Origin of the sequence: Fundicoccus ignavus (assembly GCF_009659375.1) — a bacterium.
Lineage (GTDB): Bacteria > Bacillota > Bacilli > Lactobacillales > Aerococcaceae > Fundicoccus > Fundicoccus ignavus.
This window is the reverse complement of sequence record NZ_WJQT01000003.1, coordinates 114,500-129,161: the sequence shown is the minus strand read 5'-3', so window position 1 is coordinate 129,161 and position 14,662 is coordinate 114,500. Positions and strand designations below refer to the sequence as shown.

Below are 14,662 nucleotides of genomic sequence, written 5' to 3'. Positions count from 1 at the left end.
GGTCTAGTCATATTATTTTTTAATTTTAATAATTACATCTTTAATTTTATATAAATATGATTATCAATGATTTATGTGTAGTTTTAATATAAATTTAACCATCAATATTCATATAACAATTTCGTTGTACATAAAGATTCTTATTAAGTTAGAATCCTTTTGTTTTATCCCCGTTAATCAACAAAAGGACTTCTCTTTTCTAGAAGTCCTAAAGATGGTCTATTTGGTTGTACCTCGTTCAATTAACTTAGCAAAAAATAATTCGTTCTTATTCTTAAGCTTTTTTTTGTCAATTAAACGCATTAATTGTTTCACACAAGTTTGCCCCATGCCTACTATATCTTGTTTCATCGTTGTTAATTTTGGCGATGCAATTTGATCAAGAAAAACACCATCGAAACCAATAATGCCATATTCTTGTGGGATAGCATAATTCTCAGCTTGTAATCCGCGTACTACACCAATGGCAATTCTATCTGACGCACAAATGAAACAAGTATTAGACTCAAGTTTGCTTTCTTCACGGATCAGCCGTTCTGAAAGAGATGAGCTATTCTTTATGCGGTGAATAACTTGCTTTTTATCTGGATACTGAGCCATAACAGATAAATAGCCTTTCTCACGTGACTTTTCAAACAATTCAGGCACATCGATTCCAATAAAATGCACATGCTCGTAACCTCGGTCGATTGCATATTGGGTTGCAGTCGCAATACCTGCTTCATTATCTGAATCGACAAAGGGTATTTGACGATCATTCTCGCCAAACAGAACAACTGGTTTATCTAATTGTGGAATCCATTCGAAGTCGGATTTACGCGTTCCAGTAATGATATAGCCATCACAGTTACCTAAATCAACTGAATTTTCAGTCATTAACTGTAAAGCATAATTGTACTTATCTAGTTCTTGCGCAATACCATTTAACAGATTCATATAATACGGTTCCGTAATATCCATCTTTTCTAGTATTAAAACTTTAATGATCATCGTTCGATTACGAGCTAAAGCTTTTGCTGCAGTATTCGGTCGATAATTCAGTTCTTTCATTGCTTGATAAACTAGCGTTTTCAGTTCTTCAGTTACAAGTTCAGGTTGGTTGATGACTCTCGAAACTGTCATCTTGGATACATTTGCTTTTTGTGCGACATCTTTTAAAGTTGCGATTGTCTTTTCCCCCTTACTCAATTACATAACTTAAGCATTAATCAGCATTAATGGCCAACTGTTCATTAAGTACTTTAGTTAAAATTCTTCTAAATGAGTATCTCTGTTCATCAGTATAAGGTTTTGGTCCTTTAGTGCGGTGCCCTGCTTTGCGCAGTTGTCCACCGTGATAACGCTGGGCTAATAATAAATCAATATTATCCGTTGTATATTCCCAAGCAGAATGGTGAATCACTCTTGCTTTTGCCAATACTAATGACGCTAACCCATAGTCCTGTGTAACTAGTATATCACACTTTTGTATTAAAGAGACTATCCTAAAATCAGCCATGTCTTGTCCTTTGTCTACATATACAACCGATACGTTAGCCGGGTACTCTTTTGTTGTGAAATGATCGACACTCGTCACAATCACTACTTCTACTTGATGATTAATAGCAATTTCAACGACATCTTGCTTTACAGGTGAAGCATCTCCATCAATAAAAATCTTCATGATTGACTCCTAATCAATTAAACGGTATTTAGCACCTGTATAGTCGAAAGGTAAAATCATTTCTTTATGTGCTGATAATACTTCTGTTAAATCTTGAATCACGATTTGATCCTTTTGAATGCCCATACAACAACCAGTACCACCATTTTCAAAATAATGAACTGCTTTTTCTCCGTATAGTTTGCCCATAATTCGATCATCTAGTGATGCCATTCCGCCTCTTTGAATATGTCCTAATAATAATGGGTGGATTTTAAAGTCAGATTCTGCTTCAATAATTTCTTTAAAAGCTTCTGCTGTCATTGCACCCTCTGCAATAATAATTAAACGATATTTCTTACCAGATGCTTTAGATTTTTCTAATGCAGTGACTACGTTCGCAGCTTCAAATTCTGCTTTATCCGTAATAATCACATCTGCATCCAAGGCTAAACCAGACCATAAAGCTATATCGCCCGCATGACGTCCCATTACTTCGATCGCAAAATTATGTCCATGACTGGCAGCTGAAGTTACAATGCGATCAACAGAATCCATCACATTATTTAATGCAGTTCTAAACCCAATCGTCGCATCAGTCATTGGAATATCATTATCAATTGTCCCTGGTAAAGCTACAACTGGTAAACCTAAATCCATGATTGCTTTTGCACCTTTATAACTACCATCGCCCCCAATAACCACTAAACCAGCAAAGCCCTCAGCTTTTAATCTCGCAATAGTTTCTTCACGAACCTCGGGTTTCATAAATTCAGCTGAGCGTGCTGTACCAAGCACTGTTCCACCTAAAGCATTAATCTGTTTAACATAAGAAATCGGTAGCGGCATCACTTCGTTATTTATTAAACCATCATAACCATTCACAAACCCTACTACTTCAATTTCTAATTCACTTGCAGCAGTAACAACTCCGTTAATTACTGCGTTCATTCCTGGTGCATCGCCACCACTAGTCAAAATCCCAATCTTTTTCATAGCTACTCCTTTATTCATCGTAATTTTTTTAAAATTGAACACTAATATGTTTAAAAGAATGTAAGCCTGTGCCCCATTTGACCAAATCATTTTGTTCTAAATAGGCAATGGCTGTTTTAACATCCTCTAAAACCTCAATATCGAAACCTAATTGATTATGTGAACCAAAAAGACGCGTCACACCTTTGATGGTTAATAACTTCTTCCAAGAATTTATTAATAGGACTGGATCTGTTGAAGGATAGAAAGCGTAAATAGGTGTCTCCAAATAAAGTACATCACCCGTAAACAAAAAACCTGTCAACTGGTCCCAAATACTGATATGCCCTGGCGAGTGTCCTGGTGTATGAATAATTCGAATCGATCGATTTCCTAATTCAACCCATTGTCCATCAATTAATAAACCTTTTGCTTCTCCTTGATAGGGATAAAATTCATTAATATCAAATGCCTCTGGTACTTCCTTCGCGATGTCTCTCATCAGATTGAAGCGAATTTGCTCTAAATTTGGGCCTTGAATCCCATTTTCTAACCAATCTCTATCCTCGGCATGTACAAATATGTTATCAAAAGAGGCATGTGATCCAATATGATCGGTATGAACATGACTTGTGATAACCTCAATTGGTAGAGAAGTTAATTGATCCGTAACTTCTTTTATATTCGCAATTCCTAAACCTGTATCAATTAGCACAGCTTTGTTATCGCCTATTAAAAGAAATGAATGGACTTTCTCCCAATGACCCCACTCACTAATTGCGTAAGTTTGAGGTCCAATTTCTGCGACATCAAACCACTCATGTTGTATTTGCAAACCGTCACCTCTTTAATCTAATTTATCTAAATAAAAATAGACATCCGCTTTTCCTTCTTGCTGCGTATATTGATAAACACGATTATTAAAACCACCGATAGCAAAACCTTGTTTGAGATAGAATTGACAAGCAACAATATTATTATCTTGGGCTATCGTATACAGACCTTTGTATTTTTCTTGGCAAGCTATTTCAAAGCCTTTGTTAATTAATGCTTTTGAAACGCCTCTTCTTCGGAAATCTTTTTTAACTTTTAAGTCAGATAAATATAAAAAGCGATTCCAATTATTCTGAAAAATAGCTAAGCCAATTAATTCACCATTATTGTAGGCACCTAAGGCGAAGCCCTTTGCGTCGATATCCTCCATTTGATAGTCTTCATCCGGAAAACTCATCCAGTAAGTTTCTTTATTTTCTTGAAAACGATACTGCCACTTTTCTTGTACACGTGTAACGATTATTTTACCCTTTATTTCAAATGGTTCATTTAGAAGTTTTAAGTCCAAGTCGTTACTTTTGGAAATTTTTCTTATTTGCATGTTATCGCCTCCACCTTAACTATTATACCATGTAACATCTAAGTAAAAGTAATAAATTCTATTATAAAGTCGAATTACCTTATTAAAAACAAGAACTGTAAAATAGATATATTACAAGTATTAAGGAGGAGTATTTTGATAGATAAATTATATTTAGATGACCTAACGATTGGCGATATATTTGTTAATAATGATTCTTATGAAGTAACTGAAGAAGAAATTATTGCATTTGCTAAACAGTATGACCCACAAGTTTTCCATACTGATCCAGAAAAAGCTAAAGAAACTTTCTTCAACGGTTTAGCTTCAAGTGGCTGGTTAACAGCAGCCATTAGTATGCACTTAACCGCCAAAGCTTTTCCAATAGCTGAAGGTTTAATTGGTGCTAATGCAGATTTAAAATGGCCTTCAGCAACAAGAGTTGGAGACGAATTAACAATTGTTATTACGATTGTCGACATTATTCCTTCTAAGAGTAAACCACAACAAGGGATTGTGACTTATGAAACTGTCACTAAAAATCAGCATCAAGAGATTCGTCAAATTTGTCGTGCAAATATTCTAGTGTTTAGAAGACCAACCGAATAAATAGCTAAAGGACCAAATTTTCAACTGAATGAAAAAATGGTCCTTTTTTATTAGTCAGATTTTATATAATTAAGCTAATACTTTACTTCCATCACCAATCTTAGCGACGTAGAAATCAGCAGCATATCCAATTTTATCTGTATAAATTTTCTGTACAGCTGATTTAACTGCTTCTACTTTATCTTCATTTACTAATGCAATCGCACATCCACCCATTCCTGCACCAGTCATTCGAGCACCTAATACGCCCTCTTGTTTCCAAGCTGCAGAAACTAATGTATCCAGTTCTTCTCCAGTTACTTCATAATCGTTTTGTAAACTGATGTGTGATTGATTTAATAGTTCTCCGAACCCAACTAAATCACCTTTTGCTAAAATTTCTTTAGATTTAACGGTACGAATATTCTCATAAACTGCGTGTTTAGCACGTCTTTCTAGGACTTCATCATTAATTAAATGACGCTTAGCTTCAAATTCAGCTTCGCTTAATTCACCTAGGCTGTGAATATCTAATTCTTTTTGTAGACGGCTTAATGCTTCTTCACATTCACTACGTCTTTGATTATATTTCGAATCTGCTAATTCACGTCGTTTATTTGTATTCATAATTAAAATGACATTATCACCGAATTCTGCAGGCACTAATTCATACTCTAAAGTGTTAGTATTCAAGAATATTGCCATGTCTTTGCGTCCCATACCGATCGCAAACTGATCCATAATACCTGAATTGACACCCATAAATTGATTCTCAGTTTTCTGACCTAATTTAATTAAATCTAAGCGTTCGATCTCTAATGCAAATAATTCCTCTGCAATTACTCCAATTAATAGTTCAAGTGATGCAGATGAAGATAAGCCCGCTCCATTAGGAATATTACCGTAAATAAGTACATCAAAGCCGGTATCAATTGAATGCCCTGCTTCGATTAAATACTTCACCATACCTTTGACGAAATTAGCCCAGCTGTCTTCTTCTCTGTAAGTTAATTCATCCAAGTTAAACACAATCGTGCCTTTTTCTTCAAAATTCATGGAATAGCAGTGAATTTCGCGATCTTCACGTTTACTTGCTACCGCGTAGGTTCCTTGAGTGATGGCACACGGGAATACATGACCTCCATTATAATCCGTGTGTTCTCCAATTAAATTCACACGACCTGGTGAAAAGAAAGCACTACCTGCTTCTTTGTGGTTAAACACTATTTGAAATTTTGCTTGTAATTCTGAAATGATTGACGTCATTAATATTTCTCCTAACTATCTATTTATTAAATCTTTAATTGTGAAAACCTTACCATAATATGGTATAATATTCCTGAATTATTAGCAACAACATTATCGATGATTCGATAAAAGAATATTGTAATAAAGGAGTCTTTTATGAAAGTTCAAATTAAATCTTTTGGCCAATACAAGGGTCAAAGCTTCGATGAAATTTTTATTGAAAATAAGCACGGTGTCGTGGTTAGCTTCTCTGATTTAGGTGCTCGCATCAATCGTTGGCAAGTACCAAATGCTGATGGTACTAAAGATGATATTATCTTAGGTTATGATGATGCAAACCAAGTATTTGAAGGTCGTACTTATTACTATGGTGCTACTATTGGTAGAATTGCTGGTCGAATTAAACAAGGGAAATTCCGTTTAAATAATCAAGACTATCAATTAGATATCAATAATAATGATAACCATCTTCATGGTGGTGCTGATGGTTATGATATCCAAAAATGGCATTATGAAATTGTTGAAGAAGAAAACTCAATTAAAGTTATCTTCAATTACACTGAAAAAGACGGGACAAGTGGATTCCCAGCTGATATCTATAATCGTGTTACGCATACTTTCGATGATGATAATAATTGGACAATTGATTACTATGCTGAAAGTTCAGATGCGACTATTTATAATCCGACGAATCATGTTTACTTTAACTTAAATGGTAGCAATCATGAAGCAATTACTAACCATTTATTTGAAGTTAAAGCAACTCATTATTTACCAACGAAAGAGGATGCGATTCCTACTGGTGAAATCGAGATAGTTGATGATACGCCGTTCGATTTACGCTCACCTGTAAAATTTGGTGACTTATTATCGAGTGACCACCCTCAATTTAAGTTAGTTGATGGTTTTGATCATCCGTTTGTTTTAGATAATGAATCACCTTATGCGTTAAGAATCGAACAACCTGATAATAAACGTTCTATTATAGTGACGACTGACCGACCGATTGTGGTCATATATACACACAGTGCGATTCCAGTTCCAATGGCGGTTTGGGGCCACGACTTAGAACCCTATGCAGGTGTAGCAATTGAATTACAAGCTGCTCCTGATGCCATTAATCGACCTCAATTCGGAAATGTTATCCTTGAAAAAGGTGAAATTTTCGAAAGTACTACTCGTTATCATCTTAGTCTATAATTAATTCGAACATGATCCTGCCAAATATTTTGGTGGGATTTTTTAAATGTTTAGAGCTTGTAGATAATTAATTGCAAGGAAACCTCTGTACTGAGTAAATTTTAGTTTGAGGCCTTCTAATTCAGTTGGTGAAAATTCAATGATTTGTTTAAAACCGATTGAGCCAGTTTCCTTTAGTAGTTGCCATTCACCATTTATTTTACCTGAAATTACGAGTTCTTCGATTCTGGTGCTTCATGATCATGTCCCCATTACACTTTTCGTAAATATACTCATGCCGAAATGAATAAAACCGTAAACTTTTAGTGACTGCTTGTTTAAATGACGATTACTTCCTTTCACATAAGACGCTTCTTCTAAGTTTAAACGTCCTCCCTCTTTTCTTTGTTCAACTTCACAAAATAACTTACCAAATATTATTTGGCATGAATCGTATGATCTGTCTTCAGTCGTAACCTAAGAGAAAATAAGACTAATAATAGTAGAGGTAATATATGCTCCACCATTATTAGTCATTCAAAGATAATTACTTAACTGAACCTAACATACCTGCTACAAAATATTTTTGTAGTACAAAGAAAATAATTAAAGTAGGCACCATTGAGATTAGAATGGCTAACATCATCATTCCGTAATCTGGCGCATAACTTGAACCGAGGTTTGATAATAGTAAAGGTACAGTTTGTTTATCAGGTGTTAACAACGTAATTAAAGGCCACAGGTAGTTATTCCAGCTGTTCATAAACGTAATGATAGCTGCTGCAGCAAATGTATTTTTCATAGTTGGTAGATAAATTCTGATAAACAAGCCGAATTCACTTAAGCCATCTATTCGACCTGCTTCGAGTAATTCACGTGAGAACATTTTTGTATTCTGACGGAAAAAGAAAATTAAAAATGCTGTTGAAATGTATGGTAAGAATGCTGATACATATGAGTTAATACCGATTCCAGGCGCTATATTGCTGATTAAACCAAATAATTGGAATAATGGTATAATGATCGCTGCAAAAGGAATCATCATAGAGGTTAACAAGAAATTAAAAATAAAGTCCGTTGTTTTAGTACGATAAATTTCAAAGCCATAACCTGCCATTGAGCCCACTAACAAAGCTAAAGTAGTTTGTCCAAACGCCACAATTGAAGAATTTTTAAAAGCATTTAATAAATCTGTTCTTTCTGCTAAAGCTTTCCAGTTCTCTAAGATAGCCGCTCCTGGAAGCATACGTCCACTGGTCACATCAACACTTGTGTTCGTCGCACTTACAATTAAGAAATAAAATGGAAATGCAAACACAATCGACATAAACACTAAGAAGATGTAAGTAAGTATTTTGTTAGATTTTTTAGTCATTGCGATTACCTACTTTCATTTGTAATGCTGATAAGACAATAATGACGACGGCAATCACAAAGGATACTGCAGACGCATAACCGAAGTCAGGTGTGTATTTGAAACTTAAGTCATAAATATATTGAGAGACAGTTAAGGTTGCATTTCCTGGTCCCCCTTGTGTAATGTTCATCGTTTCATCAAATAGTTGTAATGTACCAATAGTTGACGTTACGGATGTAAAAAGTATCACTGGTTTCAATAAAGGTGCTGTAATTTTAAAGAATTGTTGTACGCTATTTGCTCCATCAATGTCAGCTGCTTCATAAATACCTGGATCAACATTCTGTAGTGCTGACAGGAAGAAAATCATATTGTATCCCGTCCATCGCCAAGTGATTGCAATAATGATCACAATTTTTGATAAGACTGGATCTGACAACCACAAAATTGGTGAGTCAATAATCGATAAACTCATTAAAAATTGGTTGATAATTCCACTATTTGAGAATAAATATTTAAAGACTAAAGAGTAAGCTACTAGGGATGTTACCGAAGGTAAATAAACAATTGTTCTAAATAACCCTCGTAATTTTATAGTTTTTTGATTTAATAAAACTGCAAAAAACATCGCTAGCACTACCATGATTGGCACTTGGAAAATCAAGAAAATCAGCGTATTACTAAATGCTTGTTTAAATACAGGATCGGCAAGCAAACGACGATAGTTAGCAAAACCAACCCAGCTTAAATTGACCCCCATACCACTCTGTAATGATAATAAAAATGAACGTAGCATAGGATAAAAATAGAATAATAGAATGAGTAGCGTTGGGATTGCTATAAACAACATTCCCATAACTTTAGTTCGTTTCGTATTACTCATATGCATCATAATCCCCCCTTGGATATAAAGAAAGTAACCAAATATCGCTGTCGCAAAGTAATGACCAGAAATATTTGGTTACAAGCAAATTGAACTACTAGTTTAATCTAAACGTATTATTGTAATTGATTTTCAGCTTGTTGTTGAGCTTGTTCAAAGATTTCATCGATGTCGCCACCTGATAAATATTGTTGTAACGCATTTTTCATGATATCTTCGATTGCATAAGTATGTGAACCATAGTTAGTTGATGGAATTTGTCCAGCCCACTCAGCAAAGTCTGCATAAATTGTTTGGCCGCCAAAGAATTCAGATTCAATATCGTAAGCGTCTGTTTCTAACAATGGCAAGTATGTGCCCAAAGCACCAATTTCAGTCATAATTGTACGGTAGAATTCTTCATTACCACCTACTGTTGCACCAATGAATTCTGCTGCTGCTTCTTTTCCGTCAACGTTTAGCACATAGAAAGATGAGCCACCTAAGTTAGATGCGTTAACTGATCCTTCAATATCTTGATGTGGCCAAGGCACAACAGCCCATTGACCTGATTGATCTTCTGCTGCTGTAATTGATGGCGTAATCCAGTTTCCTTGTGGTACTGTTGCAACAACACCTGTATTGAATGCTTGTAACATTTGTGCCCAGTCATTATGCACATTTACTAAATCAGCTTCATACATTGATTTAAACGTTGCGAACGCTTCTTTTAAGGCATCATTATTTGTAATGTTAGGTGTTACACCATCATCTTCTGTATACCATGAACCACTTGCGTTAATCATTGCTCTTAATAAACCTAAGTCATTTAAGTCCATTGATAATAATTTAACACCTGTTGCATCATAGATTGCTTGACCGACTTCTTGTAACTCTGTCCATGAGATATTTGTTACATCCTCTAATGTAAGACCAGCTTCCTCTAATAAGTCTACACGTACATATAAGCCAGTTACACCTGTATCAAATGGCACACCATAGCTAACACCATCCAATGAAGTTGCCGTAACTTTATACTCTGCAAAATCTTCCACATTGAAGAAGTCTGTTAATGGGAAAAACGCATCCGGATATGATTGTAAGAAACTTTGTGCACGGTAATCTTCAATTAACACAATATTTGGTAAACCGACAGTTACTCCTGAACTAAGTGATGTGTTTAATTTTGAGACAATATCATCTTGAGCACTCTCAACAATATTGAGATTAAAATCAGGATTCTCTTCTAAATAAATATCTCGAGCGACTTCTAAAGCACGGATGTTAAAAGCTGGATCCCAAGCCCAAACAGTGACCTCTTCTTGAGCGTTTACCTTTTGAGCAGTAAATCCTCCAACATTCATCAGTAAAGCGAACAGTGCAAATAACTTAACAACTTTCTTCATTTTGACATTCCTTTCTGTAAGCGTTTTATTTATATTTATTATATCGTCTTAAAACGCTTACTAATATGTTATAATGGGTACAGTATATATCAAAATGTTTCTTAGAATGGAGATATCTATGAAAGAGCTTTGGAAATATTTCGAAAAAAATGATCATGATATTAGTCTGGACGAATGCGGTATCCAACAATTCTTCCCAAATCAAGCCTACGCTTACATTACTTATAAAAATTTTGTACTTCATTATATTGAATCCGGTACAGGCTATTATGAGATTAATAATGAGCGTTATACACTGTCTGCTGGAGAAGGCTTTATCGTACGCCGTGGGACTAAAGTAACCTATTATGGCGACAAAGAGAATCCATGGAAATACTATTGGGTAGGTTTAAGTGGTCGTCATTTGAAAAGCTACATTAGTTTAACAACGATTAAAGATTCAGTTGTGCTTAAGTATCCGGATAATAGCCAAGCAGCAAGTATTATTATGGAAATTTGTCATTTCACTAAAAATAATCAAGATTCTTCGAGCAATACCGTCTGGTATAAATTCAAAGTTTACGAACTACTATGGATTTTATCGAAAGAATTCCGTGATAAAGATTATTCTTTAGAACTACCTCAACGTAGTTACGAAGAAATTGCGTTCGATTATATTCAATCAAATTATACAAAAAGAATGACCATCACCGATGTCGCAAACTATATCGGCATTAGTCGAAGTTATCTTTATCGCTTATTTAAGCATAAATATGAATTGTCGCCTCAAGAGTTTTTACAAGAGAAACGCCTTCAAACAGCCAAAAAACTCCTCAAAAACACGAGCCAGACGATTAATGAAGTTGCTTACGGCGTGGGATATGAAAACCAGCTACTGTTTTCTAAAAACTTTAAAAAAGAGTTTGGTATGAGTCCGACGCGTTATCGAGAAATGACAACTGAACACGAATGATTTCAAATTTTTATGTCGATTAAACATAAAAAGCCGAAGCGAAAATTTCGCTTCGGTCTTTTATGTTTACTAGTCTGTTATATCAAAAAGATACCTAACCCAAAGATGAATTGTGGGTCATTAAATTGATAGTTCTCATGTAAGACTGGTCCACACGCATTACTACCTAAACCGCTCTGTTTAACGTCTAAATGTAAATAAGTTACATCTTCAATTTCTAATAAGTCTCTATGCATTACTTCTGTCAATTGCTCTACAGAATAATTCGAAACGTTAAATGAGAAACTCATTTCACTTGTGAATCCTAGCTTTTCACTTTGACTTGCTACTATTAGATTTTTGACGAAGTTATGGCTACCATTTTCTTGAGGTGTAACATAAGGCTCATAGAAATCAGCAACTTTCCCTTCAAAGTGACCTAAATAGCTAGCATAGTGTTTATCTTCATAACTTTCAAATGGTCCGTTTCCATAATAAGATACTTGATCAAACTCAGAAATTAACGGTAATTTCATACCGAAACGAGGCAAGAATGGCATTAACGGATTTTTCTCAGCTTCTAAATCTAGATAAATTGATCCATCTTGCTTAACAAACCATTTTACTTCAAACTTAACAATGTCTTGTCTTGCTACTGAGTTAATAACTCCTCTAAATGTAATGATGTGTGCATCCATGTGGTCAACATAATCAGAATAATGAACTCGAGTTTGTGCGCGATCGTAATTAGCTTGATACCATTCTTTCTTAATGTTGCGGTCGTTATCAATTGGCGCTCTCCAAATTGACCACTCTCCTGGTTGAACTAATAAATCACGTCCATTACGGTTAATTTGACTAATTGCACCATTACGTTTACTAAATTTCACGATATCTGTACCAATTGTTACGATATATTCACCTAAAGTTTCTTCAACTTTAATCGCTTTAATTGACGGAACAGATGTTAAATCAGTTTCAAATTCCTTCAGAATAACTTGATCGAAACCTAATTCACGCCCTTCAAAACCAGGTTGATTGACCATTGATGTAACAAAACGAATGCTTGCGACCTTATCCGATAAGTGAGCTGGAATTTCCAATATAATGGTTGTTTCTCCTTGTGGTGCTACATCAAAATCAGAAAGTACTTTAGTTTCGAGCAAACGACCTCGCACATCGTAATATTCAACTGATAACTGTACTTTTTCACTTGCATTACTGAAATCATATAAGTTTTTAAATGTGAAACTTAACGTATCTAATTCATATGCAGTCAATAGAATGCGTCTAAAGATTTGACGATGCTCAAGTACCGCTGTATGTGGTGTACGATCTGGATAGACTAAACCATCCATACAGAAGTTGCCAGCATGCGGATATTCCCCGTGGTCTCCTCCGTAACGATAGACCGGATCTTCATTAGTACCTCTTGTTAAGTTTACAGAGTGATCAGCCCATTCCCAAACAAATGCACCAATAAATTCAGGTTTCGACATCATGTAGTCATAGTATTCTTTAATGTCACCAGGCCCATTCCCCATTGCATGAATGTATTCACATAAAATAAATGGACGATCAATACCATCTTTAAAATATAGTTCTTCAATCTCATCAACAGAAGGATACATGCGACTATACATATCAATAAACTCATCATTAAAATCAATTGAACGATCACGGTACCAATAAGCTTCATAATGTAATGGACGAATTGAATCAAGACCTCTAGCATGACGCAACATTTCCTCAATACCGCATCCATAACCAGATTCATTTCCAGCTGACCACATAATAATAGATGAATAATTATAAAACGGAACGATACTTGCATCCATACGATCGACAAAGCTAGCCGTAAATTGTGGGTCATCTGCGATTAAGTTATAGTTGTCATTGCCACCTACTCCATATAAATCAACTACTCCATGCGTCTCAACATCTGCTTCACTCATCACATAGAAGCCCATACGGTCTGTTAACTCATAAAATTCTGCAGTCTTAGGATAATGAGCTGTACGAATCGAGTTAAAGTTGTACAATTTCATTTGCTCTAAATCATGAATCTGATCAGCAATTGTGACTGTCGCTCCCGTATTTGGATTCGTATCATGATGGTTGACACCGACTAATTTAATCGATTGATGGTTAACGTACAACTGTTTATCTTTTATTTCTACGCGTCGTAACCCAACTTCTTGGCGATAAAACTCATTTCCAGCTTGAATCACTAATAAATATAAGTTTGGATGTTCCGCATCCCACAATGCTGGTTGCTCAATTTCAAAAACAATCTCGTCTTTAATCGCGTGTTTCGTTTCATTCAATAGTACACCTTCAGGAGACCAGAGGTTAACGGTTATTTCATTGGTATCCACTGCATCTAAAACTTCTAAAGCAATACTTGCTGTCTGTAAATTAGCTGCAACATCTGGTTTAACTCTGAAATGATTTAATCGCTGTGCTTGTCGTTTTAATAAATAAACATCGCGGTAAATACCACTATAACGGTACTTATCTTGGTCTTCGAAGTATGTTCCGTCACTCCATTGAATAACCAATACAGAAAGTTGATTGTTTCCAACATGAAGTGCTTCGGTAATATCGAACTCATGATTTGCGTGTGAAATTTGCGAATACCCAATAAATTGATCGTTAACCCATACATAGAAAGCTGAATCAACACCTTCAAAGTTTAAATGAATACTTTCTCCTGGCGTTAACTCATCAATTGATAAATTACGGCGATATAAGCCAGCAGGATTATCATACGGAACATAAGGCGGATCATATGGAATTGGATACTCAGTATTTGTATATTGAATTTGACCATAACCTTGTAATTGCCAACAACTCGGAACAGTAATTTGATCATAATCTAATTCAGCTGCTTGAGAAGCTAGCCAATATTCGTTTTCAATCAAACGCACATTATCAAAATAATGGAAATCCCACGTCCCATTTAAATCAGTATAGACTTCAGACTCTCTACGATTTTGCTTTGTTTGCGCAGCTTCTAAATTAGTATAAGGGACATAGTAATTACGACGAGGCAACGTATTAACATGGAAAGTATTTAAATCTTCAAAATAATTTGGAATAATCATTTATTTGCTCCTT

General features: G+C 35.2%; 13 protein-coding genes. 3 read left to right on the top strand and 10 right to left on the bottom strand.

What is annotated here, in order from left to right; genetic code table 11:
* Nucleotides 1-219: 219 nt before the first annotated feature.
* Genes GF867_RS03770 through GF867_RS03750 form a run of 5 tightly spaced genes read right to left on the bottom strand, consistent with a single transcriptional unit; the run spans nucleotide 220 to nucleotide 3,992 of the window.
* Nucleotides 220-1,167 (bottom strand): LacI family DNA-binding transcriptional regulator, encoded by a 948-nt coding sequence (locus tag GF867_RS03770; RefSeq protein ID WP_436718596.1) that lies wholly within the window; start codon nucleotides 1,165-1,167, stop codon nucleotides 220-222.
* A gap of 37 nt (nucleotides 1,168-1,204) precedes the next feature.
* A complete protein-coding gene (locus tag GF867_RS03765) occupies nucleotides 1,205-1,663 on the bottom strand; it encodes a YaiI/YqxD family protein (protein ID WP_153831779.1) in 459 nt (152 codons plus the stop codon).
* Nucleotides 1,664-1,672: 9 nt separating this feature from the next.
* Nucleotides 1,673-2,638 (bottom strand): ATP-dependent 6-phosphofructokinase, encoded by a 966-nt coding sequence (locus GF867_RS03760; protein ID WP_172973951.1) that lies wholly within the window; start codon nucleotides 2,636-2,638, stop codon nucleotides 1,673-1,675.
* Nucleotides 2,639-2,666: 28 nt separating this feature from the next.
* Complete coding sequence (locus GF867_RS03755; RefSeq protein ID WP_153831777.1) at nucleotides 2,667-3,452, bottom strand: MBL fold metallo-hydrolase; 786 nt, start codon at nucleotides 3,450-3,452, stop codon at nucleotides 2,667-2,669.
* A 12-nt stretch (nucleotides 3,453-3,464) separates the two neighbouring features.
* The gene (locus GF867_RS03750; RefSeq protein WP_153831776.1) at nucleotides 3,465-3,992 is read right to left on the bottom strand and encodes a GNAT family N-acetyltransferase; all 528 of its coding nucleotides are present in this window, start codon (nucleotides 3,990-3,992) and stop codon (nucleotides 3,465-3,467) included.
* Between the two features lie 135 nt (nucleotides 3,993-4,127).
* Here GF867_RS03750 and GF867_RS03745 point away from each other — a divergent pair, with 135 nt between their 5' ends.
* Nucleotides 4,128-4,580, top strand: coding sequence for a MaoC/PaaZ C-terminal domain-containing protein (locus GF867_RS03745; protein WP_153831775.1), 453 nt, complete (start codon nucleotides 4,128-4,130; stop codon nucleotides 4,578-4,580).
* Nucleotides 4,581-4,649: 69 nt separating this feature from the next.
* Here GF867_RS03745 and GF867_RS03740 read toward each other — a convergent pair whose 3' ends face one another.
* Entirely contained in the window at nucleotides 4,650-5,825 is a 1,176-nt protein-coding gene (locus GF867_RS03740; protein ID WP_153831774.1) for a galactokinase, read from the bottom strand.
* A gap of 138 nt (nucleotides 5,826-5,963) precedes the next feature.
* On the opposite strand from GF867_RS03740, the gene GF867_RS03735 reads away from it, so the two are divergent.
* Nucleotides 5,964-7,007 carry an aldose epimerase family protein gene (locus GF867_RS03735; RefSeq protein WP_153831773.1) on the top strand — a complete coding sequence of 348 codons (1,044 nt, stop codon included), beginning with the start codon at nucleotides 5,964-5,966 and terminating at the stop codon, nucleotides 7,005-7,007.
* Nucleotides 7,008-7,533: 526 nt separating this feature from the next.
* Here GF867_RS03735 and GF867_RS03730 read toward each other — a convergent pair.
* The 3 genes from GF867_RS03730 to GF867_RS03720 all read right to left on the bottom strand — a co-directional run bounded on the left by GF867_RS03730 (nucleotide 7,534) and on the right by GF867_RS03720 (nucleotide 10,611).
* Entirely contained in the window at nucleotides 7,534-8,361 is an 828-nt protein-coding gene (locus GF867_RS03730; protein ID WP_153831772.1) for a carbohydrate ABC transporter permease, read from the bottom strand.
* Nucleotides 8,354-9,235, bottom strand: coding sequence for a carbohydrate ABC transporter permease (locus GF867_RS03725; protein ID WP_172973950.1), 882 nt, complete (start codon nucleotides 9,233-9,235; stop codon nucleotides 8,354-8,356). Before GF867_RS03725 ends, GF867_RS03730 begins: the two co-directional genes overlap by 8 nt.
* Nucleotides 9,236-9,342: 107 nt before the next feature.
* Nucleotides 9,343-10,611, bottom strand: coding sequence for an ABC transporter substrate-binding protein (locus GF867_RS03720; RefSeq protein WP_153831771.1), 1,269 nt, complete (start codon nucleotides 10,609-10,611; stop codon nucleotides 9,343-9,345).
* A 118-nt stretch (nucleotides 10,612-10,729) separates the two neighbouring features.
* Between GF867_RS03720 and GF867_RS03715 the strand changes: the two genes are divergently transcribed.
* Nucleotides 10,730-11,563 (top strand): AraC family transcriptional regulator, encoded by an 834-nt coding sequence (locus tag GF867_RS03715; protein WP_172973949.1) that lies wholly within the window; start codon nucleotides 10,730-10,732, stop codon nucleotides 11,561-11,563.
* Between the two features lie 77 nt (nucleotides 11,564-11,640).
* On the opposite strand, the gene GF867_RS03710 is transcribed toward GF867_RS03715, so the two are convergent.
* Nucleotides 11,641-14,649, bottom strand: coding sequence for a glycoside hydrolase family 2 TIM barrel-domain containing protein (locus tag GF867_RS03710; RefSeq protein WP_153831769.1), 3,009 nt, complete (start codon nucleotides 14,647-14,649; stop codon nucleotides 11,641-11,643).
* Nucleotides 14,650-14,662: the final 13 nt, after the last annotated feature.